This window comes from Bacillus sp. 1735sda2 (assembly GCF_024159245.1).
GTDB lineage: Bacteria > Bacillota > Bacilli > Bacillales > Bacillaceae > Bacillus > Bacillus pumilus_O.
In genome coordinates this window covers 1,920,593-1,942,002 of the sequence record NZ_JAMYWZ010000001.1, presented here as the reverse complement: position 1 = coordinate 1,942,002, position 21,410 = coordinate 1,920,593, and the positions used below count along the sequence as shown (strand labels likewise).

Below are 21,410 nucleotides of genomic sequence, written 5' to 3'. Positions count from 1 at the left end.
TTTCTGTTTAAGTATTAATGTCTGATGGTTTTTAAAGCTGTAGACCAAGATACGACTTCAACCAGCATCGTATCAACCGTTTCTTCATGAAACGCTGCTGGCTTAAAGGTTGTCATATGTTCAAAGTCAGTAAAAAGACTTAGCCCAGGTTGAGTACGAACTGTTGCAACAGCCGGAACAGATAAAATTAACCGTAAGTTATTTGCTGCTGTCACACCTAGAGAAGAACCATAGCTGACAATTCCAGCTGCCTTGTTGTTCCATTCAGTATATAAGTAATCAATCGCATCTTTCAGTCCAGCTGTGACCGCTTTGTTGTATTCAGGCGTGACAAAAATAAACCCATCAAGCTCACTCACTTTTTTTGACCATGCATGCGCTTCTGGTGTTTGATAATCCTTTGACATGAGGGCAGGTGCTGGTTCGTTGTAGCGAGGCAGCTCATAATCCTTAATATCAACGATCTCAAAAGTAGCATCCGTTCGTTTATCTGCGATGGATTTTACCCATTCCGCTACTTGAATATTAACTCTTGAATCTCTTGTACTACCAGTGATAATCCCTATTTTAATCATGATATTTCCTCCTCAATTGTTCAGGAATACTCGTTTCCTGATCCGTTGTTTGAATCAAGCCATCATTTGCTTTACAATTGAATCTTAAGACAGAATGAGTGAGATCAACACCAATAATTTCTTCAATTTGTTGTTTATCCAACAGATTGAAGCATGTGTTTAAAAAGAAGGGGGAAGAAGATGACGCAGCCAAAGACAGATCCACGCGTATTAAGAACACGCAAATTAATAATGGAGTCATTTATCAAGCTTTCATCAAAAAAGGAATTTAACGATATTACGGTGAAAGATGTGACAGCAGAAGCCATGATTAACCGAGCGACGTTTTATTATCATTTTGAGGATAAATACGATTTATTAGATAAAACACTCTCAGAAGTATTGTCGATTAATTTAGAAAGTATCAATTTTAATAATAGTAAACTAGATGAAGATACAATGATGAATATCTTTAAAGCGCTAGCCAGTTTTCAACAATCTCTGCATAACCGGTGCCAAGTAGAATATGAAACTGAACTTGCTCCAATTGTTCGAGAACAGCTTGAAATTATTTTTTATCAATTGTTAGTGAATCAATATACTAATGTCGAAAAACAAGTGTTGAAGGTCACGGCTGTTTTTTTAAGCTGGGGGATTCACGGAGCTTCTGTTGAATGGAGAAAGAATAGTTCGCACATTTCTTCAGAAAAATTTATCAAATCAGCATTGCCGTATATCATGTCAGGTATTGATTTTAAGCATAACCGGTAGACAATTTGACAATGCGTCACCGCTCCACTAATATAAATGCTATAGCATATAAAATGATGATAGGGTGTTTACATGAAGTTACACGATTTAATAGGTTATCTCGTTCATCGCACTGATGTGAAAATGACGAATTATTTTACGAATAGGTTAAAGCCGTACGGAGTTACACCAGAACAGTGGGGTATTATTAGTATTCTTAACCATGAAAAAGGGACGACTCAAAAAGAATTGGCAGAAGGCATTGATAAAAATCAAACCACTGTCGTCAGAATGATCCAGTCAATGGAACGAAAAGGGCTTGTCAAAAAAATCTTTAATGAACAAGACCGGCGCTCGCATCATTTGTTTTTAACAGAAAAAGGAGACGAGATTAAAAAGGCGATTCTTCCTGTCGTCATAGATGCACATCGAACTGTGACAAATCAATTAAGCGATGAAGAGATTCAACAATTAAAATTACTTTTAAACAAATTATTTCATTCAGACTATCCGTCTTGATAATTCTGTAAAGCAGGAACAACCTCTATTTTCGCACGATATATGCTACGACATATAAATTTCACTTTTTAGAAAGATGTGATCACTATTTTCATTCTTATTTTACAAATTGTATTGGCCGTTTTCTTTTTCCTCACAGGAACGAAAATCATATCAGGGAAAATGGCAGAAGAGTTCAAACGATTTGGTTTACCTGCATTTTTCAATGTTTTAACGGGGGCTCTTGAGCTAATAGGCGCCGCTGGAATGCTCGCCGGCATATGGATGCCAACATTAGCATTATTATCAGGCTTATTGTTAGGAGGCACGATGCTGGCAGCTGCATTTACTCTGATCGTATTGGCCAGAGATCCCATTAAAAAAGCAATTCCTGCACTTGTTTTATTCGCTCTTAGTATTGGGGTCAGTCTATACCACTTTCTTTAAATTCATATCAAGGTAAGTCACAAACCTAAACAAATCTCCATTGTTCCATTGTTGGATGTTGTTTAGGTTTTTTAGCGATTGAATCGTCTTCGAAGAACTAAGCATGAGACAGCAAATACTACGAAAGCGCCCGCTGATCCAGCAGCAAACATCAGCTCAGTTTGTTCTGGTTTGGCTTTGAATAACAAAGGGATAGAAAGAATAAGCGCGGCACCACTAAAGCCTAATCCTAATATCAACATGGCCAATAATTTATTCATAGAAACACCTCTTACACTTAGATTTAGAACCATGGAGACCAATTGATCCAAAGTGTATCATATGATGGTGGGGGATTGGTTTCTTTTCATTAAAACACAATCATAAAACAAATAATTATAACGAACACTCTGCTATTCGAGAAACCTGGTCTCGCTGAAATTTCTCTTTCCACCATTCCACAAGGAACGAACTTTCTTCAGTTGACCGAACATCTTCTCGCTGCATTGCATGAAGGCGGGATCAAATCTACATCCGCTGCATGGGGAGTAGACCTATTGCTGTTATACGTATCTTCGGTAGCATACGAAAAGGTCTCTTGGAAAAAACATGAATCTTCGCAGGTTTCAGACACAAAAAAAGCATTTCATGATGCAGACAAGACGCGTTTTCCTTTCATTCATCGTGTAAAAGAAGAATTGTTTGCAGGTGATCCCGTTTCAATGGAACGATTCCGATGGGGAATTGACGTCATTTTGTATGGAATCCAGCAAAAAGACAATTAGAAAGGAGCACAAGTAAAAGGCAGTCAATGGCTGCTTTTTTTATATGGTATTTTTCAAAACATATAAATAAATCTATATATTGTTTTTATATATAAAAAATTATATAATCTAGTGGAATAAAAAAATGAGGTGCTTAGGCATGGAACATATTAAAAAGTTATTAGAGAGTTATATTCCTTTAGCAAAATCTACTGCAAAAATGTTTGGACCAAATTGTGAAGTGGTGATTCATGATTTAACGATCCCTCAAGCATCTGTCATGTTTACTGTAAATAACCATGTGACAGGAAGAGAAATCGGCCAATCATTTGATCATCTAGTCAAGACTGTATTACAATCAGAAGATTTTAAAGAAGATTATCTGGCTGGTTATACATTTGTAACAGAAGATAAGCGTAAAATTCGTTCTTCGACTTCATTAATACGTGATTCAAAGCAAAAAGTGATTGGCGCTTTCTGTATTAATTTTGATATTGAAGCCCTAAATCAAATGCAGCAATTTATAGATACTTTTCTTACTACACAAGTGGAAGCTCAAGGTGCAGAAATAACATCAAATGATGATCTTGAAAATGTGGAAGAAATAGTGGATCAATTGATTCAACAAATCATTCAAAATAGTGTTCACCCAGTCATGAAACGTCATGAAAAAATTGAACTAATTAAATTCATGGATGAAAAGGGCATTTTTTTAATGAAAGGATCTGTTGAAAAGGTCGCATCTATGCTAGGCATTTCCAAAGTAACCGTCTATAGCTATTTGGATGAAATTAAAAATAAATCGAGGTAAGGAGTGTCAACATGGAAAGCATACTCGAGGTAGGAAATCTAAAATCAAACGGGCACTATGCATTCGCAACCATTCATCAAAACACAGTCTATGTTTCGGGACAATTTGCCATCAATCCCGAAACGACAGAAAAAGAGTTCGGTCCCATTGAAGAAGAGACATTACAAGCGCTTAAGAATGTAGAGATGATTGTAGAGGCTGCGGGAAGTAAAAAAGAGAAGATTTTGCGCATGACATTATACATTTCGGATATTCATTTATGGGACAAAGTCGATGCTGTTTATACGGAATTTTTCGGTGAACATAAACCAGCGCGTACGATTGTTCCAACGGATGAATTACATTTTGGTTTTAAAATTGAAATAGATGCCATTGCATATATTTAAGATATTTTTTTGCCTACTCTATATAAAAAATTATATTTCATATAAAAAAATATTCAAAGGGGTAGATGATTGATGAATCAATTAATTTGTCACCATTGCGGGAAAAAATATGAGATGACACCAACTCTATGGAAATGTGATTGTGATGGCGTATTAAATCTAGTGAAAGATACCCCGAAAATAGACGTAGCAGCTTGGAATCACTATCCAAACTCCTTATGGCGTTATGTTGAAACCATGCCATTTTCAAAAGGTTCCAACACTTGGGAAACGGTCACAATGGGGGAGGGTCAATCCCCTTTAATCGTACTAGATCCTCATGAGCCAAACACTTATGTAAAAGTTGATTTTATGATGCCGACATTATCCTTTAAAGACCGAGGAGCCGCTGTGTTAATGACACATGCAAAAGAATTAGGGGTTTCAAAGGTGATTGCTGATAGTAGTGGGAATGCAGGAACGGCGATTGCAGCTTATGCAGCACGTTGCGGTATCGCCTGTGACATCTATCTAAGCGATGACACTTCACCCAAAAAAGTCGCTCAAATCAAAGCCCATGGCGCAACGATTAAAGAAATTCACGGGACGCGAGAGGACATTGCAGCTGCAGCACAAAAGGCAGTAGACAATGAAAAAGTTTTTTATGCAAGTCATGTCTATAACCCTTATTTTTTTGAAGGCACTAAAACATACGCCTATGAAATCTATGAACAACTAAATGGAGCACCTGATGCTTTAATCATTCCGGTTGGAAACGGCACTCTCCTCCTAGGGGCGTATTATGGTTTTAAAGAGTTATTTGAAAATGGTTTGATTCTTAAAATACCGAAAATCATTGCCATACAAGCGAAAAACTGTGCACCTCTTGTGAAAGCTTATCAAAATGAAGAGAAATCAGCATCGCCTGTCACAAATAAAGGGACCTTAGCAGAAGGGATAGCCATTGCTGCCCCGGCGCGCTCTAAACAAATTTTAGAAGCTGTACAAGATACCAATGGTACATTTATAGATATTGAAGAAGATGAGATATTGAATGCGCGCTCTAAACTTAGTGAGAAAGGATTTTATGTGGAAGTAACATCTGCAGTCAATTTTGCTGGCTACATGAAATATCAAAAGAAACCAGAAGAAACCATTGTCATACCTCTTTGTGGGGCAGGGATAAAATCAAAATAACCTGAGAGAACAATCACGCAGAACGCTCTCTATCTGGCAGAAGGAATGGAGTTAGCGCATCAACAAAATGAGCCAATGGGATTGAAATAAGATGAGAAGAAAGCTACTTTAGAAAGCATGGTTAAATCGCAGTAGCTTTCTTCCCAGTCTACCTAATTATTTTTCATTTGTTCCTCTCCCCAATAACATATCTCATCTAATACAGGCATCAGTGATAAACCCTTTTCAGATAAACGATATTCTACTTTTGGAGGCACTTGAGGATATTCTTTACGATGAATTAAGTGATCCGCTTCAAGCTCTTTTAGTGTGTTGGTTAATGTTTTAAAAGAAATCGTTCCTAGCATACGTTTCAGCTGATTATAGCGAACAGGACCATCGTTTGTATATAAAGCATACAGAACTGGCATTTTATATTTCCCGCCAATTAGTGACAAAGTATACCCAAAACCAGTATCTTTTAGGTCAGCTTTCGTCTGAAAGGACTCCTCATTCATTTTACACACTCCTTTTGGTTAGTATCGCACTTTAATTACCGTACTTGTAGCTTGTTATAGCATACAATAAAATGAATGTACATCAAAATATGATGCAAATCTCAGAAAAAGGGTGAATGAATAATGAAAACGATTGTCTATGCACATCCTTGGGATGGAAGCTATAATCATGCCATTTTGACTTCTATAACAGAAAATCTAGAAACAAAGAAAAAACCATTTCAAGTGATCGATTTATATAAAGATGGGTTTAATCCTGTTTTTTCAACTGAAGAATTGCAATATTTCAATAAAGGAGATACGCCTTATCAATTAGTAAAGGATTATCAAGAGAAATTAAATCAGTCAACTGAATTGATCTTTATATTTCCTGTCTGGTGGTGGGATTTACCTGCTATTTTAAAAGGATTTATTGATAAAGTGATGTTAAGAGGTTTCGCATTCTTGGAAGATAAAAATACTGGTGCTTTGAAGGGCTTATTGACAAATATAAAAAAAACAACCGTGATCTCAACATCTACAACAGATAAGGATTATATAGAGTCTGAAGCTGGAAATGCGATTCAAAGCGTTTTTATTAACAGAACGCTAGCTGACTTGGGAATTAAAAATGAAGACACCAAATGGATTCATTTTTCGAGAGTTAACTTAACAACAGATGAAAAGAGAATGATATTTTTAAAAGAAATAGCTCAAAATATTTAATTTACTGTTTCAACAATTTTCGGTAACAAATCAAATTATGTATGCAAGCAAAACAACACTCAAGATTTTGGTTCTGAACTATAGAGAGTTGATTTTAATCTAAATGAAAGAAGTGTTTTTTTACAATCTATTTAAAAACTAGTTGAACAAGCAACATATAAGTAATTGTGCCACCAGCTATTGAAAGCAACATACTCCTTTTCCAGTAATGCAGAGCAACTATTAAGAAAATAGCGATTCATTCAGGAATACCATGTGTTCCTAAATGAAAATTGACATCTCTTACGCAATAGATGACCAATAGTCCAAGAACAGCTGGTGGTAAGAATTTCCCTAAATATTGTTTGATTGTAGGATTAGGCTTATTTGCAGAAAATATAATAAACGGAAGCATGATGACTAATACGACAACTCCTAAAGTGATAATTTTCTGCGCTAATGTCATTGTTCCATAACTCGTCTTTTTGTACTCGTATTCATAATGCAAGAATGCTTAATATTAATGCCATTGCAGGTAAACTGTGATGCTTTTTTCCCTTCATCCATTAATCTAGAAAAATAACCACAAACAATGCAGCCATAACAAACTCTAAACCCTTTGTTTGAAAGTGAATAAAGGATCTAAATAAACCTCCAATCGTTGCTCCAAATACCCAATAAAAGTGATTAAGTAAGGTGATAAACAAGAACTAGCTCTTATCTATATTTTTAGATATTTTAGCTGTGCTATTAATCGCAAAAGATTCAACGCACAGACCAAAGATTAAATAGCCCTTTTTTCCCTGTCCCTTTATATTTATCCAACATTGATAAATCATAAAATAAATGGCGGGCATTCAGCCTCATTGTTAAAATGCTGCATTTAATGGATTAAAAGCTGTCAGTAACAGAATGGCTGCAACAAATTCCATAGAAACCGCAAATATTAAGAGACTCATTAATGTAGCATAAACAGGGTGGAATCCAAGTGAATTCATAAATATTCCGTAAGCTGAACCTAAAAATAAAAACCCAGTCAGAAAAGGCAGGATACTTGGAAAAGCAGCTTTAAACGCTAAAAGAATTTTTTCTCTTTGTTTCATGTTTTCACTCCCATTGAATTCATTTAATATCAGTTATAACACGCTATATACATACAGAAATAACAACTTTGTATCCACTACAATATTAAGTTTCAGAAATTAATTGCATTGAAGAGCAACTAATTCTAAAATAATGTAAAATCCCCTTACAATTAATGAAAATGTATGGGATTTAAAAAGGCGCTAAAAATGCCGATTAATTCAATCCCAAACCGAAAGAAACAGAAGTAATATTAAATTTGATAGCCGCGGGACTGAATCACTGTGATTTATTTATTCTTGATAGACACAAATCTACAGAACCACCAGTAATCATTTGATTAGATGGTACTGGAGTAATCGATGCTGTTGGTACTGAGGTGCATCTTGTTCGAGTGGGAAATCAAGTCATCATAAATCCAGGAATTGGGTGGAAGGATAACACAAATGACCTCCTGAAGGTTTTTCAATACTTGGCCATCCTGATCATGGCACTTTTGCAGAAAAAATTGCGATTACTGCTGATAATGTAGCACCTAAGCCTAAACACTTATCTTGGGATGTATTGTCACTTTGTAGCAATCGTTTATGTGACTGCACGATCAGATGAAAAGAGCCCAAAAGCGATTGAGTTTGGCGCAGATAAAGCGATTGATAGTAATGAAAATTTGGGATCAGTTGCTTGATGGAGAAAAAGTGGATCTTGTAATTGACTCAGTTGGTGCTGCTACGATTTACAAGTCTCTACACCAGGTAATACAAGTGGGGACGATCGTTACCTTCGGTGCCTCCGCTGGAGATATAGCCCAAATTAATTTGCGTGATTTTTTCAATGGACAGGTGACCCTTTTAGGCTCTACTATGGGAAGCAATGAAGAGTTTCTAGAAATGATTGAATTTATAAAACAACATGGAATTAAGTATTGATCGAGTTTATCCTTTAAATGAATTCAAAAAAGCTTTCAGTGGAATTGAATCCTCAAATCAATTGGGCAATATTGGCTTTTTTATTTAATTAAATCCAAATGAAAAATCACACACAATGGTTATATCTGTTTTTTTATTGTTATTCCCTACCTATAAGTCTATATAGTGTATCAAGCTCTATTTTAGATGTTGAGACAACAAATAAGAAAATCAGTGTTTCTTACGTATTTAAGTGATATGATTTTATCATACATGTGTTTGTAAGATGATAAGCAAATAAGCGCATAGTACAGTAGTAGCTATTTATATGTTAAAAGGGTGATGTTATGAGTAAGGAGTTGCAGCTGGAAGTTTTAAAAAACTGGGTGAATTTTAACGCGATGACAGACAAGATTATAAATGAATTAGAAACTGCTTTAAAAGAACAAAATAATATATCCCTGAAAGAATTCTATGTGATGTATTATTTATCACAAGAAACTGATCGTAAGTTGCGATTACAACAACTCCAAGAGTTGATAGGGTTAAGTCAAAGTGCAATGTCACGATTAGTAGGTAGGCTCGAAGCCAAAACGTGTGGTTCATTAGAAAGATCCACTTGCGAGGATGATAAGCGTGGTATTTATACTTCTTTAACACAATCTGGGGAAGAAAGGTTTGGACGAGCATTACAAACCTTTAATTTAGCCATGAAAGAAATCGAAGAGAATCAAAAAAGTATCATTTTTGATATTTTAAAGAAAAAAGGGAACAACTAAGAAGAGGGAGATCTTTTGATCCCTCATGTAAACATGACTATTGACAGGAACAACTAGAGATGTTAGATTAGGAAAGTAAATGCAGATGCATGCAAATTTTATGAGGAGTTGACCACAATGAAAGAGCAGAATATATTTGATCCATTTACTTTGAAAGGGTTAGAGGTAAAGAATCGTATTATGATGTCTCCGATGTGCCAATACAGTGTAGATAAGAAAGACGGCATAGCAACTGATTGGCATTATATTCACTATGTAAGTCGTGCTATTGGGGGGGCAGGGTTAGTAATGGTGGAAATGACAGATGTCGAACCTGATGGACGTATTTCAGATTATGACTTAGGTTTATGGTCAGAAGAACAAGTCCCGGCATTAAAACGAATTGTAGACGGCATTCATCAATACGGAGCTAAAGCAGCTATTCAAATTGCCCATGCTGGTCGAAAAGCTGAAGATGCAGAGGTGCCAGTAGCTCCTTCAGCCATCCCTTTTGATGAGAATTCAAAAACACCAAGAGAATTAACGACAGATGAAGTTTATGAATTGATTGAAAAGTTTCGTAGATCTGTAAGGCTTGCTGTCAAAGCAGGGTTCGACGCTATTGAAATTCATGGCGCTCACGGTTATTTAATTCATCAATTTCACTCTCCATTAACAAATAAGAGAACAGATGAATTCGGTCAAGATCTTACAAAATTCGGATCAGAAATCTTGAAAGCTGCAAAAGAGGAAATCCCAGATGATATGCCTCTCATTATGCGTATTTCTGCTAAAGAGTATGTAGATGGAGGTTATAATATTCAAGATGCTATTGAATTAGCCAAAGCATATCATCAAGCAGGTGCTGAGATTTTCGATATTTCCTCAGGCGGAGAAGGGCAGATTCCTGCGATGAATAGGCCTGGAACACACGCAGCGTACCAAGTTCCATTAGCAAGAGAAATTAAAAAAGCATTAAATGTGCCAGTTATAGCTGTAGGACGTTTAGATGATCCGATTTTAGCAAATGCAGTTGTCGGTACGGAAGATGCAGATCTAGTTGCTGTAGGAAGAGGGATGCTCCGTAATCCATATTGGGCACTGGAAGCAGCAAAACAATTAAGAAAATCAACTGACGAATTGGTTCCAAAACAGTATGAAGCTGGTTTCTAAATAGAATATTATTACAACCTCAAGGGTGCAATGATTTGGTAATTTTCATTGCACCTTTTTCGTAAGCTACTTTAAAATCCCTGATTCGATAATGTATTGGTCATAGAGCAATTTCATTACATATAAGTAAAAGTGAGTACATTATTGAAATAAAAGTGGATCTACAATAAACCCCGTAAATAAACACTTCTAATGGATCTATGTTTACTTCGTTGTACATCAGAACAACCAATTAGTGAACAGGTATGAAAATGTTAAATAAATTATTAGAAGCAGGAAGGGGGTTCAGAATGAACCCTTGTTCACGTCCTGAATGGACCCTTATTCATGTCCCTGTACAACAATGGATCCACTTTTAGTTCATTAATGGATCCATGTTTACTTCGCTGTTGTACAACGAAGTAAACATAGATCCATTATATTCGTTGTCAACACTAGTCAAATAAGTACTTTATCTTTTAATGGATCCACTTTTATGTTCCTTTTACAGGAAGTAAAAGTGGATCCATTATTATTTAGGGAAGTAAACATAGATCCATTCTGAACAACTTAACCACTACTACTGAGATATTTTGAAGATTTATAGAAGGGTATTGTAGAACATTGTCGAAATTTTATAGAAATATCTTGTTAAAAGAGGTGTATACATGTATTCGCCCATTAACATTAAAAGAAGCAGTAAATTTGGCAATAACTATTGGGAAGCATACAGTCCTAAATTAAAACGGAATGTTCGTTTGTTCAGTGATCTGGAATATGATTTTTGGGTTCTTGTTGAAACAGACCCTAAAATCCTCACTTTTTGCGAAAGACCTTTTGAAGTTAAGTATTTCAATAAAAATAACAAGGTTTTAAAAACATTTTTTAATATGTGGGTGAAGTGGAAGAATGGCCATGAGGAATTCATAGTGGTTAAATATTCAACAAATGTTACTTCAACAAATATTAAAATCCTAGAACAATGGTGTCAAGAATACAAGAAAAACTTTGCAATTCGTTCCGAAATAAATATAAGAGGCAATACTGTCCTACTAGAAAACATGAAATTAATATTACCTTATCTTAGTAATAGGAGTCACCCCATTGACACAGACCTTTATGTAATAAAACAAGAAATTCAAAGAAACAAACATTCAGTTGGTTATTTAGAAGATCGTTTAAGTATTGGTTCTTCTAGAATAAAAGAGGCAATATTTCATCTCTATAGTAAAGGGATAATCGACGCTAATCTGCATTGCATTCCTTTTGGACGTAATTTGGAGGTGTGGATTAATGAGTAGAAACCGTTTTTATGAGAGTGAAAATATTCCTTCAGAGCTTTTAGATACTTCTTTGTGGCCAAAAGTGTTAGTTGATCAATTAGATGAATCATCGAAAACAGTATTTTTAACTAGAAAACAAGCTGTTGAGCTTTATTTGAAGAATGAGAAAACATTGAATGAAATTCGTGATATTACCGGAATTACTCGAGCAAATGTCCGTAAATATACAAAACGTTGTTTAGAAACAGATAAAAACAATGAAATATGGGGTTTTCGTGCTTTAATTCCCTTCAAAAAAACGAGATCACATCAACGGAAAAATTTTAAATCTGAAAGTTTCGCTGGTGTATTTCAACAACTTCTTGATACTTATCCATCGATAGATGACATCATCCATGACTACTGTAAAAAAAATAACCGTATTAATAATAAAGTCCTCCATAAAAAATTCCTAGATGCTTGCCGAAGCGTAGGTTTAACTATTAAAGATTACCCCTTTAATACGGAATCAAATGGATTAAGAACTCTCCAAAAATATACTAAAACAATCAAAAATAGAAATTTTAAAAAACAACAAGTTTATTCTCAACACTCCATAATTAGTAGGCCATTTCAAAGAGTTCAATTTGATGGCCATAGGATCGACAGCGTTATTGCTATCACTTTTAAAACTCCAGAAGGAGACGAGATTGTAGAAGTGTTGAATCGAATATGGTTGCTCGTAGTTATCGACGTAGCTACTCGAGCGATTTTAGGTTATCACCTCTGCCTTAATAAAGAGTATTCAGCAAATGATGTATTACATTGTATTAAAAATTCAATCGTACCACACGAGCCAAAAACACTTACCATTCCTGGATTAAAGCTCTCCTCAAGTGGCAACTTTCCTTCGGAGAATATCAAATCAACTCAATGGGGATTATGGGATGAATTTCACTATGATAATGCTAAAGCAAACTTATCAAATATTGTGAGAGATCGTTTAACACAAGTAATTGGATGCTCAATTAATGCTGGACCTGTTAGAACACCTGAGCGTCGGGGAATTATTGAAAGATTCTTTAGAACTCTTGAAGAAAACGGATATCATAAACTTTCAACAACAACTGGAAGCCACCCTAAAGATCCGATACGAAGGGCTCCTGAACAAAAAGCAATTAAATACCGTGTTTCGGCTGCACACTTAGAAGAAATAACAGAAGTTTTAATTGCAAATTATAATGGCACCCCAAACGAAGGTGTGAATAATTTGACACCATTAGAAGCTATTGAACAAAGGCTCGCAAGAGGTATGTATATACGACAAATACCTGAAGAAAAAAGAAGTGAGGTGATATTTTTTTATATGAAAGCCGAACGAACTATTCAAGGAAATAAAGAAAATGGCCAACGACCACACATTAACTATGAGGGGGTAAAATATTACAACGAAATTTTATCAAGATCCTTTGAACTGATTGGAACAAAATTGACGATTTTAGTGAATACAGAAGATTTGCGAATTGTGAAAGCTTTTTTACCTGACGGCAGCGAATTTGGGATGCTTACTGCATTTGGTAAATGGGGGATTACCCCTCATGATTTAAAAACCAGAAAAACGATTAATAAGCTGCGGAAAAGAAAAATGATCCATCTATTACAGGAAGACGATCCAATTGATGTCCTGACAAAACATTTAGAAAAAGAAGCAAGAAAAAACAAAAACTCAAGAAATACACTTGCTAAACTAAACCGATATATTGAAACTCATCAAAGTACCAATGATGTTTTAATTGAGCCAATAGAAAAAGCTGATTTTGAGCAAAAAAAGAATAACAATACCTTACCTTCCAACAAAAATAAGCCTTCAGATGTTTCATCACGAAGACTCACTAAAACAATCATGTATTAAATAGGGGGTGTTTACTTGAATACGAACGAAGAGAGATCAACTATGGAGTTCATGGATAGACCTTATGTTTCAAAGGGAAGTCATCCAGTTGAAAATGGAAGGTATTTAATTGCGACTAATGAAATCGATCGATTATACGACTCTATTTGCCATTGGATAAATAATCGTGCACCTGGGGCTATCGTCTATGGAAGACCTAGATTAGGAAAGAGCAAGGCCATTGAATATATCCGCAAAATATTAACTTCAGAATTTGATATGATGTTGCCAGTTTACAAAATAATATGTCGACATTACAAAAATGCGAATGAAGGTATCTTCTTTGAAGATATTCTAAAAGATATAGGGCACAATTTACCCTTCAATGGTAAGGCAAATATAAAACGTGATAGACTCTCAAGATTTTTAATTGAGCAAGGGGAAAAGTCTAGACAACACAGAGTCATTTTATTCTTAGATGAAGCCCACAGATTACAAGAATTACATTATGGTTGGTTAATGGATATATATAATGAATTAGATTTTGCAGGTGTCCACCTTACTGTTATATTAGTTGGTCAAAATGAATTACTTTATCAAAGAACAGCTTTTATACGAGCAAAAAAAGCTCAATTAATTGGGAGATTCATGGTTCATGAATATGAATTCACAGGAATAAAAGATTTAAAAGATCTAAAACCCTGTTTATCAGGATATGATAATGATTCTGAATATCCAATAGGTAGTGGCTGGTCATATGCAAGATACTTTTTTCCAAAAGCTTTTGATGAAGGCTATAGATTAAACCAATGTGCTGAGGATTTGATGGAGGTATTTACTGAATTGCGAAGAAAAGCCGGTTTAACTAAGCCTGTGGAAATTCCAATGCAATATTTAACGCTTACCATTGAATATGCCCTCAGAAAATTTGGAGCGAACGGAGAGAACCTAGAGTGGTTATCAAAAGCTCATTGGGAAGAAGCAATCACAAGATCAGGCTATGTTGAGTCAGAAATTTACTTAGACATTATATAAATTAGGAGTGGAAAAAATTCCGAATGAAGAATCAAATACACTTTTTAGAACCAAGCCCTCTAATAAAAGAATTCGCTTGGAATAATGATTGGATTGTACCTTTCGAATCCCCATGGGGGATATTCGAGAAATTTAAATATGCTAATCGTATAAAAAGTCAAGATATCTTCAACTTGTTCGGTACTCAACACTTAAAGAAATTAAAGTCCACTACAAAAAATAAATCGGCACGTAGTTTAATTACACTTGAAGGACTAGATAATACGTCTCTTGTAAAAATTTTGAATTTTCAATTAAAGAGACATAATGAACATATTATTTCGAAACTTACTAACGTATTACCTGGCAATCACTCTATCTACTTTCATAAACATTTAAGATTCTGTCCAAAGTGTATAAAACAAGGATATCACAGCATTTATCACCAATTTAAATTAATGCATGTTTGCCCATTTCATATGGTCCCATTAACTTCAGAATGTCCGAAATGCAAAATGGCTTTTCTTTATGAAATCACAGATTCATTTACTCTTGAACCCTTTAGATGTGATTGTGGTTATTATTTATTTTCACCTAAGAAAGGGAAGAGTTACTCAGCAATTTGGAAGAAAAATAAAAAACTCAAAGTAACCTTAGAAATTTTGATGAGATGGGAAAAATTCAATTCATCAAGTATAGCTAACAAATTTCATATTCACTATCATCCAGAAATAGACTTAACCAATTACCAGGATGCTATGACGAAGATTTTAGAAGCTGCTGACCACTCAACAAATACGGAACAAGGAACTGCTCACAACATAATTAAATCAACACCCTTAATTCGAACATTACGAGAGGAACAGCACTATAGGTTTATTAAAAGAGATCAAACAAAATCAATTGAAGAAACCAGCACATATGATAATACGAAAGAGATCTATCGTTTATCAAAAGCAACGTTAAACTCACTCAATAGACATCTAGAAAAAAGCATGTATAAACATAAAAAATGTATTAAAGATTGCACATCACTTTATTTTCTCCATTCACCAAAAATCAATTGGATTTGTCCTGCAGCCTATGCATATGTTTTTTGGCAAGTATTTACAAAAGCGGAATTAAAATTTATTTGTAACAATGATGAAAGGCGAAGGTATAACCTTGGGTTGTATCATTCTAATTACGACTTCACACACTCCCAAGATATCACTTATATAAGAGATTTATATTGGTGGTTAGATAATCATTGTGATTGTAAACCTTCTGAAATAAACTGGGTATTGAAAAGAGTGCTTATTCATTTAAAGATGAATCATTTCAACAATTGGACACGAATAAGCACTAGCGGATCAAAAGAAAGACACTTTTATTACGAGCCTCCATTTAAGCTTGAAGGCTTACCATTTTATTTAATTTTAATCCCTAAAGATAAAGGTTTACCTTTAGAATTTCATTTTTGGGAAGAAGAAAGAGAACCATACTTAATAATTCATTCTAAAGAAGAGTAAACTTGTTTTACTCTTCTTTAATTGCTCTGTACAAGGTTGCTGGTGAAATACCCGTAATTTCCTGTATTTCTCGAACAGTCATTCTTTTGGAATGATATAATGCCAATGCTTGATTTAATTTCTGCTTATTAACTTTCGGTCTACCGCCTTTTCTTCCTCTAGCTCTAGCTGCCTTAAGCCCAGACAATGTTCGTTCTCGAATGATGTCCCGTTCAAACTCGGCCAAAACCGATAACATACCAAACATCGCTTTACCAGCTGCCGTACTTGTATCTAAATTATCTTGTATACTAATAAATTCAACATTTTTATTACGAAGATTTTCTGCGATCTCTATTAAACTTTTTGTTGACCTGGCTAAGCGATCTAATTTATAAACAACAAATTTATCACCAGCTCGTAGCATTCTTAAAGCATTCATTAGTTCAGTTCTATCATCTCGCGCACCTGAAACCTTTTCTTGGAAAATTTCATCACACCCAAATTCTGAGAGGGAATCTATCTGCAAGTTTAATGATTGATCAACTGTACTAACTCTTGCATATCCTATTATCAAAAAACCACCTCTTTTTTGTGAATATTCAATTAAATTATATCAAAAAGGTGCATTATTGACATATAGATATTGAGATAAGTTTTGATATAGAATTGCAACCTTAATACAAAAATTTTGGTTTTAAAAACAACATTATCAAAAACCATCGTTTTTGATACACGAAAAAGCGTGGTTAATATTCCCAACCCCGCTTTTGAAATTCGTCTGCATTTTTTCAAGGAAAATTCGCTTTTCCTTAATTTCACTTTTTGGTCTTTGAATCAATCGTTTCAAAAATTTCCTGAGATATTTTATTTATAAGCTCTACTTCAGAGTGAGATCGAGTAGAGAGTAAACTAACATGAGCTTTTAAATTTTCAAGCAAATTATCTTCTTCACTAACAGAAAAAAAAGTAGCTGGTTTAACTTCTAGTACCAGTAACAATTTTTCTAATGTGTCGAGTGTAATATTTCTTTCACCACGTTCAACACCTGCAATATAAGATGCTTGATGACCAGATTCTTCAGCAAACTTTTCTTGAGTCCATCCTTTAGCTTTTCTCAAACCTCGAAGACGTTGCCCTACGAAATTAATTAATTCATCCAACGTAATCACCTCTCTTTAAGCCTAGAGAGGTGGCTAACCTCTTAACAGATAACTAAAGTGTAAAATTACCATTGAAAAATAAACTTATAAGTACTATATTGAATTCATATTTTTGAATAAGTTCGGAGGTTTAGAATTTGACAACTAAGAAGGAACTATCTAACTCCATTGTCATAGAAAATGTAATTCAAGCAAAATTAAGAGGGAAGGTAGTTTATCAAAGTAGTGTTTCAGCTACAGAAGCATTAAAAATGGTTTTTGTAAAACCATTTAATGATCCCTCTGGCAAAGGATATCAACGACCTGTCAGTGCCAAAAGATGCAAGGACTTTGTTGATTACTTATCTACGGGGGAAAATGCTCTTTTCACACCTATTTTAATTAATGCAGGAGGGAATTGGCAGTTTACAGCATACGATAGTCTAAGACCTTCTTTCGGACGCTTGATATGCAAAAAGAGAGGGTCACTTATGGATGGTCAGCATCGATTAGGTGGAATTAAGTTATATTTAGAAGAAACAAATGCATTCATTAATGTGCCATTTTTAGCTTTTCATTATTTAGAAGATGAAGAGGAGATCAGTTTATTTGATACTATCAACACTAAAGCTAAAGGTATAGGATCTTCTTTAAGCCGATACCTAAAAAGAGACTCAGAAGATTTGAGTTGGGTGGCAGCCCAACTTATTATCCATCCAGACAGTCCATTTCATGAATTAGGAACAATTGTAGGTCTGAGAACAACTTCTAAACGTGTTACTTTACAAAACATTTATAATACTCTCGTCTATTTAACAAAACAGAACAAACTATCTGAGTTGTCAAAAGAAAAATTATTAAGAGTATCTTTAATTTATTTTGACGAAATCAAAAAGCTGTTTCCTGATGATTGGGGTAACTATAAAGAATCAAAACTAACTCATATCGTTGGGATAAATGCTTTGTCGATAATAGGTTCAGAAATCTTGCCTAAAAGTTTAAATAATGAATCCATGCAAATAGACTTAAAAATTTTAAATTCATTCTTATACAAGCTTGAAAAAATTGACTGGTCTGTTCAAGGGGAAATGAAATATTTAAAAGGCGTATCAGGTTCAAAGACTTTAGCTAAAGAACTACTTAGTCTGTTGGATGAGAAATAAGAGATTCGCAAATTAACAAACTGTACTGCAGCTCATATGATTCACTCTAGTTTTTATTTTATGAGGCGCGTTGAAAAAGACCAAAAGAATAAAATCTTTTGGTCTTTTCATGCATTCTAAGTAAAACTTTGTAATACAAATTGACTTTAATCTATTTAATTGGTTACTTTATTTAATACCGAGACTTCAATCATTAAAAGAATACAAGATTTTTAAATTCACACTATAAAGATGGAGATGGGAAGTATGCTTAAAATTAGAGAGGCCAACAATTCTGATCTGATTGAAATATTAGATATTTATAACCAAGGGATTATTGATAAAATAGCCACTTTAGAAGTTGAAAAGAAAAATATCATTTACATGACAAAATGGTTCACTGATCGGTCTGAAAAATATAAAATTGTTGTTGCTGAATTAAATTCACAGGTAGTAGGGTGGGTGGCACTTAACCCATACTCTCATCGATGTGCTTATCAAGGTGTTGCTGATTTATCTATATATATCCGTCGTAATCAAAGAGGGAAGGGTATTGGTAAAGCACTCTTATCTAATATAGAAAAAGAAGCAGTTAAATCTCAAATACATAAAATTGTCTTATTCACCTTCCCATTTAATGAATTAGGACAAGGTTTATATAAATCAATGGGGTATAGGGAAGTCGGCATATTCAAAGAACAAGGGAAAATCGATAATGTTTATGTTGATGTAATGGCTATGGAAAAAATACTATCTAATTAAGCAGACCCCAAAAAGAGGTCTGCTTTTTATTTATTCATCAATACAACAAGACGTTTTCTCAACTTTAGGTTTTAAAGCAACTTTACAAACACCCGTTTCAGGTAACTTAAGTTCTACACGCTCAGCAGATTCTTTATCACCAGTCATATAAGCAACAACAGATCGAGCCTGCTCATAACCGGTGGCTAATAAAAATGTAGGTGCTCTTCCATAACTTTTGGACCCAATGATATAAAAGTTTGTTTCTGGTTGTCTCAGTTCTTTTTCACCATGTGGTCGCACAGTGCCACAACTGTGTATGTTAGGATCAATAAGGTCAGCTAGATCCGGCACGCACTCTAATGCTGAATCAAATGTATGGCGAATTTCTCTTAGGAACTTAAAGTCAGGTCTTGCCCCAGTATTCGCAATCACTTCGTCTATATTATCGATTGTAATTTTTTCTTTTTTCTGGATGCCAATGATTTTTAACTTGCTATTAAAAGTTTGTTCAATATTTTGAATCAACATTGAAGGTAAGACTCTTACTAATCCTTTATCTAAAATTTGTCTCAATCTAATGCCTAATTGACCTCTTGCAGGCAATTGATCATTGCTTTCTCCTCCGAATACCTCACTAATATCATGCTTTCTTAAAATCCATATAATTTCTGTGTTTTTTGATGTCTTTTTTAGCTCTGCCAGCTCAAGCAAAGTGTTTACAGCAGAATGACCACTGCCAACCACTGCAACTGTTTTATTTTGATACCGAATCAGATCACGATTTAAAACATCAGGAATGCCATAATAAATCCGATCAGCAACTCTTTTTTCATTTTCAGTCATAATCCCTTCAGCATTTATTGGGTTAGGGTTTTGCCACGTACCAGTGGCATCAATAACCGCCTTAGCCTCGTAAGTTTTTTCTTCTTGATTATTTAATTTCACTCGAATGATAAAAGGTACTAGATCTCTGTCTTTTGTTTTAACTTTATCAACACCTTTTTTGCCAATATGGAGAACTGGGCTATTTAAATAAATATGTGGTTTCATTTCTGGAAGTTCAGTTAATGGTTTTAGATATTGGGTAACAATTTCTTTTCCTAATGGGAGTTCATCTTTACAAGGGAGGGGGATCTGGTGTTTTTCTAGCAATTCCCTTGCAGCTTGATCAATATTAAACTCCCATGGTGAAAACAGGCGTACATGTCCATAATCTAAAAAATGATTCCCAATTTGTTTGCCTGATTCAAATAAGAGGAATGATTCATTTCTTTTAATAAGATGTGCAGCTGCGGCAATACCAACTGGGCCACCGCCAATAATAACTACTGGTAAGTTTTTTTTCATTTTATGTAACTCCTTATAAATCAATTTTTTTTGATTAATTAGTTAAAAATAATTCCCTTCCTAGCAAGAAGGGCGAAATAAGCAACATAGCTCTGGTGAAAGTAAATGATTCACTTCTTTTTCATTTAAGGAATAATAGCTCCATGTACCTCTTGTTTCTTTTGTGATTAAATCTGCATCTAATAAGATTTTTAAATGATATGACAATTTAGATTGTGTCATCTGAAATTGCTCAATTAGATCACAAACACAAGTAGGGCCGTTTTCGCAAAGAACGTTTAATAAATACAGCCTTTTTTTATCAGATAATGCTTTGAACTTCAGTTCGTAATGCTCAAATGTATCCACTAGCTGTTTATTTTCTAAGGGAAAGGAAAGGGACATAGAATTCTCCTTTTTCATTAATCAATTTTTTTTGATGAATAAATCATAAAATAAATTAAAAAGAAAATCAATCGATAATTTTTACGAGAATAAATTTTTGTTTAAATTCATATAATCAATTGATTATATAAGTTTTCAGTTATATAATGTTGAAGGAGTTGATAACAAGGACCGTCACTTTTGAAAAAGGGGGAATCATTGTGACTGCAGATGTTTCAATTGGTGTAACAAATATGTCGAATTGTTTAAAAACACTCAGTGATCAAACAAGACTGATCATGATGAAATTGTTTTTGGAGAAAGAATATTGTGTGTGTGAACTGGTAGATATGTTCGAAATGAGTCAACCAGCTATTAGTCAGCATTTACGAAAATTAAAAAAAGCTGGATTTGTTCATGAGAACAGAAAAGGGCAGTGGCGTTATTATTCAATAAATACACTGTCTCCAGAATTTGAGACGATTCGTATCATCTTAAATCAAATTGATAAAGAAGATGACCTTTTAAAAAGTATACAACATAAAGCAACAAACATTTCTTGTTCGTAAGG

Annotated in this window: 25 protein-coding genes and 2 pseudogenes; 18 read left to right on the top strand and 9 right to left on the bottom strand. The window is 34.4% G+C overall.

All coding sequences use genetic code 11. The features are described from left to right. Positions 1 to 14: 14 nt before the first annotated feature. Positions 15 to 575 (bottom strand): NADPH-dependent FMN reductase, encoded by a 561-nt coding sequence (locus NKR21_RS10050; protein WP_012010131.1) that lies wholly within the window; start codon positions 573 to 575, stop codon positions 15 to 17. A 180-nt stretch (positions 576 to 755) separates the two neighbouring features. Here NKR21_RS10050 and NKR21_RS10045 point away from each other — a divergent pair, with 180 nt between their 5' ends. The 3 genes from NKR21_RS10045 to NKR21_RS10035 all read left to right on the top strand — a co-directional run bounded on the left by NKR21_RS10045 (position 756) and on the right by NKR21_RS10035 (position 2,249). After that, positions 756 to 1,325, top strand: a complete 570-nt coding sequence (locus NKR21_RS10045) for a TetR/AcrR family transcriptional regulator (RefSeq protein WP_144456544.1) — start codon at positions 756 to 758, stop codon at positions 1,323 to 1,325. Between the two features lie 72 nt (positions 1,326 to 1,397). After that, entirely contained in the window at positions 1,398 to 1,823 is a 426-nt protein-coding gene (locus NKR21_RS10040) for a MarR family winged helix-turn-helix transcriptional regulator (protein WP_012010129.1), read from the top strand. Between the two features lie 78 nt (positions 1,824 to 1,901). After that, complete coding sequence (locus NKR21_RS10035; protein WP_088002775.1) at positions 1,902 to 2,249, top strand: DoxX family protein; 348 nt, start codon at positions 1,902 to 1,904, stop codon at positions 2,247 to 2,249. A 71-nt stretch (positions 2,250 to 2,320) separates the two neighbouring features. On the opposite strand, the gene NKR21_RS10030 is transcribed toward NKR21_RS10035, so the two are convergent. Continuing rightward, a complete protein-coding gene (locus tag NKR21_RS10030; protein WP_012010127.1) occupies positions 2,321 to 2,509 on the bottom strand; it encodes a hypothetical protein in 189 nt (62 codons plus the stop codon). A gap of 99 nt (positions 2,510 to 2,608) precedes the next feature. Here NKR21_RS10030 and NKR21_RS10025 point away from each other — a divergent pair, with 99 nt between their 5' ends. From NKR21_RS10025 to NKR21_RS10010, 4 genes are all read left to right on the top strand, one after another. After that, the gene (locus tag NKR21_RS10025) at positions 2,609 to 3,013 is read left to right on the top strand and encodes a TetR/AcrR family transcriptional regulator C-terminal domain-containing protein (protein ID WP_367399322.1); all 405 of its coding nucleotides are present in this window, start codon (positions 2,609 to 2,611) and stop codon (positions 3,011 to 3,013) included. Positions 3,014 to 3,152: 139 nt separating this feature from the next. After that, positions 3,153 to 3,803: a helix-turn-helix transcriptional regulator gene (locus NKR21_RS10020; RefSeq protein ID WP_144456546.1), complete on the top strand. Its 651-nt coding sequence runs from the start codon at positions 3,153 to 3,155 to the stop codon at positions 3,801 to 3,803. Between the two features lie 11 nt (positions 3,804 to 3,814). Next, positions 3,815 to 4,189, top strand: coding sequence for a RidA family protein (locus NKR21_RS10015; protein WP_144456548.1), 375 nt, complete (start codon positions 3,815 to 3,817; stop codon positions 4,187 to 4,189). Between the two features lie 72 nt (positions 4,190 to 4,261). Next, positions 4,262 to 5,365 carry a threonine synthase gene (locus NKR21_RS10010; protein ID WP_144456550.1) on the top strand — a complete coding sequence of 368 codons (1,104 nt, stop codon included), beginning with the start codon at positions 4,262 to 4,264 and terminating at the stop codon, positions 5,363 to 5,365. A 152-nt stretch (positions 5,366 to 5,517) separates the two neighbouring features. On the opposite strand, the gene NKR21_RS10005 is transcribed toward NKR21_RS10010, so the two are convergent. Further along, positions 5,518 to 5,862 carry a winged helix-turn-helix transcriptional regulator gene (locus tag NKR21_RS10005; protein WP_012010123.1) on the bottom strand — a complete coding sequence of 115 codons (345 nt, stop codon included), beginning with the start codon at positions 5,860 to 5,862 and terminating at the stop codon, positions 5,518 to 5,520. A 123-nt stretch (positions 5,863 to 5,985) separates the two neighbouring features. Between NKR21_RS10005 and NKR21_RS10000 the strand changes: the two genes are divergently transcribed. After that, the gene (locus NKR21_RS10000; RefSeq protein WP_144456552.1) at positions 5,986 to 6,567 is read left to right on the top strand and encodes an NAD(P)H-dependent oxidoreductase; all 582 of its coding nucleotides are present in this window, start codon (positions 5,986 to 5,988) and stop codon (positions 6,565 to 6,567) included. 127 nt (positions 6,568 to 6,694) lie between these two features. Here NKR21_RS10000 and NKR21_RS09995 read toward each other — a convergent pair. Beyond that, positions 6,695 to 7,012 (bottom strand): annotated as a pseudogene (locus tag NKR21_RS09995) (branched-chain amino acid transporter permease). 31 nt (positions 7,013 to 7,043) lie between these two features. Next, positions 7,044 to 7,649 (bottom strand): annotated as a pseudogene (locus NKR21_RS09990) (AzlC family ABC transporter permease). A gap of 606 nt (positions 7,650 to 8,255) precedes the next feature. Here NKR21_RS09990 and NKR21_RS09985 point away from each other — a divergent pair. From NKR21_RS09985 to NKR21_RS09955, 7 genes are all read left to right on the top strand, one after another. Next, the gene (locus NKR21_RS09985) at positions 8,256 to 8,555 is read left to right on the top strand and encodes a zinc-binding dehydrogenase (RefSeq protein WP_049754905.1); all 300 of its coding nucleotides are present in this window, start codon (positions 8,256 to 8,258) and stop codon (positions 8,553 to 8,555) included. 326 nt (positions 8,556 to 8,881) lie between these two features. Further along, positions 8,882 to 9,313, top strand: coding sequence for a MarR family winged helix-turn-helix transcriptional regulator (locus tag NKR21_RS09980; RefSeq protein ID WP_144456554.1), 432 nt, complete (start codon positions 8,882 to 8,884; stop codon positions 9,311 to 9,313). A 117-nt stretch (positions 9,314 to 9,430) separates the two neighbouring features. Beyond that, positions 9,431 to 10,465 (top strand): NADH:flavin oxidoreductase/NADH oxidase, encoded by a 1,035-nt coding sequence (locus NKR21_RS09975; RefSeq protein WP_144456556.1) that lies wholly within the window; start codon positions 9,431 to 9,433, stop codon positions 10,463 to 10,465. Between the two features lie 647 nt (positions 10,466 to 11,112). Then, positions 11,113 to 11,745 (top strand): hypothetical protein, encoded by a 633-nt coding sequence (locus tag NKR21_RS09970; RefSeq protein ID WP_144456558.1) that lies wholly within the window; start codon positions 11,113 to 11,115, stop codon positions 11,743 to 11,745. Further along, on the top strand, positions 11,738 to 13,618 hold the full coding sequence (locus NKR21_RS09965) for a DDE-type integrase/transposase/recombinase (RefSeq protein WP_144456560.1): 1,881 nt from the start codon (positions 11,738 to 11,740) through the stop codon (positions 13,616 to 13,618). The genes NKR21_RS09970 and NKR21_RS09965 overlap by 8 nt, the downstream gene beginning before the upstream one ends. Before the next feature lie 15 nt (positions 13,619 to 13,633). Further along, positions 13,634 to 14,632, top strand: a complete 999-nt coding sequence (locus tag NKR21_RS09960; protein ID WP_306442824.1) for an ATP-binding protein — start codon at positions 13,634 to 13,636, stop codon at positions 14,630 to 14,632. 23 nt (positions 14,633 to 14,655) lie between these two features. Further along, a complete protein-coding gene (locus NKR21_RS09955; protein ID WP_144456562.1) occupies positions 14,656 to 16,122 on the top strand; it encodes a TniQ family protein in 1,467 nt (488 codons plus the stop codon). A 7-nt stretch (positions 16,123 to 16,129) separates the two neighbouring features. On the opposite strand, the gene NKR21_RS09950 is transcribed toward NKR21_RS09955, so the two are convergent. Further along, complete coding sequence (locus NKR21_RS09950) at positions 16,130 to 16,678, bottom strand: recombinase family protein (RefSeq protein WP_034325122.1); 549 nt, start codon at positions 16,676 to 16,678, stop codon at positions 16,130 to 16,132. A 241-nt stretch (positions 16,679 to 16,919) separates the two neighbouring features. Next, positions 16,920 to 17,264, bottom strand: a complete 345-nt coding sequence (locus NKR21_RS09945) for a helix-turn-helix domain-containing protein (RefSeq protein ID WP_186299464.1) — start codon at positions 17,262 to 17,264, stop codon at positions 16,920 to 16,922. Between the two features lie 137 nt (positions 17,265 to 17,401). Here NKR21_RS09945 and NKR21_RS09940 point away from each other — a divergent pair, with 137 nt between their 5' ends. Both NKR21_RS09940 and NKR21_RS09935 read left to right on the top strand, forming a co-directional pair. Then, on the top strand, positions 17,402 to 18,406 hold the full coding sequence (locus tag NKR21_RS09940) for a DGQHR domain-containing protein (protein WP_144456566.1): 1,005 nt from the start codon (positions 17,402 to 17,404) through the stop codon (positions 18,404 to 18,406). A gap of 237 nt (positions 18,407 to 18,643) precedes the next feature. After that, positions 18,644 to 19,147 carry an arsinothricin resistance N-acetyltransferase ArsN1 family A gene (locus tag NKR21_RS09935; RefSeq protein ID WP_222115987.1) on the top strand — a complete coding sequence of 168 codons (504 nt, stop codon included), beginning with the start codon at positions 18,644 to 18,646 and terminating at the stop codon, positions 19,145 to 19,147. A 30-nt stretch (positions 19,148 to 19,177) separates the two neighbouring features. Here the strand turns inward: NKR21_RS09935 and NKR21_RS09930 are convergent, their stop codons facing one another. Both NKR21_RS09930 and NKR21_RS09925 read right to left on the bottom strand, forming a co-directional pair. After that, the gene (locus NKR21_RS09930) at positions 19,178 to 20,476 is read right to left on the bottom strand and encodes an NAD(P)-binding domain-containing protein (protein WP_144456570.1); all 1,299 of its coding nucleotides are present in this window, start codon (positions 20,474 to 20,476) and stop codon (positions 19,178 to 19,180) included. Between the two features lie 60 nt (positions 20,477 to 20,536). After that, positions 20,537 to 20,860 carry an ArsR/SmtB family transcription factor gene (locus NKR21_RS09925; protein ID WP_144456572.1) on the bottom strand — a complete coding sequence of 108 codons (324 nt, stop codon included), beginning with the start codon at positions 20,858 to 20,860 and terminating at the stop codon, positions 20,537 to 20,539. A 233-nt stretch (positions 20,861 to 21,093) separates the two neighbouring features. Here NKR21_RS09925 and NKR21_RS09920 point away from each other — a divergent pair, with 233 nt between their 5' ends. Beyond that, positions 21,094 to 21,408 (top strand): metal-responsive transcriptional regulator AseR, encoded by a 315-nt coding sequence (locus NKR21_RS09920; protein WP_034646476.1) that lies wholly within the window; start codon positions 21,094 to 21,096, stop codon positions 21,406 to 21,408. Positions 21,409 to 21,410: the final 2 nt, after the last annotated feature.

Bases quoted from the DNA above. Each gene is read 5' to 3' on its own strand.
- NKR21_RS10050 (WP_012010131.1), bottom strand. From the start codon at position 575: ATGATTAAAATAGGGATTATCACTGGTAGTACAAGAGATTCAAGAGTT.
- NKR21_RS10045 (WP_144456544.1), top strand. From the start codon at position 756: ATGACGCAGCCAAAGACAGATCCACGCGTATTAAGAACACGCAAATTA.
- NKR21_RS10040 (WP_012010129.1), top strand. From the start codon at position 1,398: ATGAAGTTACACGATTTAATAGGTTATCTCGTTCATCGCACTGATGTG.
- NKR21_RS10030 (WP_012010127.1), bottom strand. From the start codon at position 2,509: ATGAATAAATTATTGGCCATGTTGATATTAGGATTAGGCTTTAGTGGT.
- NKR21_RS10020 (WP_144456546.1), top strand. From the start codon at position 3,153: ATGGAACATATTAAAAAGTTATTAGAGAGTTATATTCCTTTAGCAAAA.
- NKR21_RS10015 (WP_144456548.1), top strand. From the start codon at position 3,815: ATGGAAAGCATACTCGAGGTAGGAAATCTAAAATCAAACGGGCACTAT.
- NKR21_RS10010 (WP_144456550.1), top strand. From the start codon at position 4,262: ATGAATCAATTAATTTGTCACCATTGCGGGAAAAAATATGAGATGACA.
- NKR21_RS10005 (WP_012010123.1), bottom strand. From the start codon at position 5,862: ATGAATGAGGAGTCCTTTCAGACGAAAGCTGACCTAAAAGATACTGGT.
- NKR21_RS10000 (WP_144456552.1), top strand. From the start codon at position 5,986: ATGAAAACGATTGTCTATGCACATCCTTGGGATGGAAGCTATAATCAT.
- NKR21_RS09980 (WP_144456554.1), top strand. From the start codon at position 8,882: ATGAGTAAGGAGTTGCAGCTGGAAGTTTTAAAAAACTGGGTGAATTTT.
- NKR21_RS09975 (WP_144456556.1), top strand. From the start codon at position 9,431: ATGAAAGAGCAGAATATATTTGATCCATTTACTTTGAAAGGGTTAGAG.
- NKR21_RS09970 (WP_144456558.1), top strand. From the start codon at position 11,113: ATGTATTCGCCCATTAACATTAAAAGAAGCAGTAAATTTGGCAATAAC.
- NKR21_RS09965 (WP_144456560.1), top strand. From the start codon at position 11,738: ATGAGTAGAAACCGTTTTTATGAGAGTGAAAATATTCCTTCAGAGCTT.
- NKR21_RS09955 (WP_144456562.1), top strand. From the start codon at position 14,656: ATGAAGAATCAAATACACTTTTTAGAACCAAGCCCTCTAATAAAAGAA.
- NKR21_RS09935 (WP_222115987.1), top strand. From the start codon at position 18,644: ATGGGAAGTATGCTTAAAATTAGAGAGGCCAACAATTCTGATCTGATT.
- NKR21_RS09930 (WP_144456570.1), bottom strand. From the start codon at position 20,476: ATGAAAAAAAACTTACCAGTAGTTATTATTGGCGGTGGCCCAGTTGGT.
- NKR21_RS09925 (WP_144456572.1), bottom strand. From the start codon at position 20,860: ATGTCCCTTTCCTTTCCCTTAGAAAATAAACAGCTAGTGGATACATTT.
- NKR21_RS09920 (WP_034646476.1), top strand. From the start codon at position 21,094: ATGTCGAATTGTTTAAAAACACTCAGTGATCAAACAAGACTGATCATG.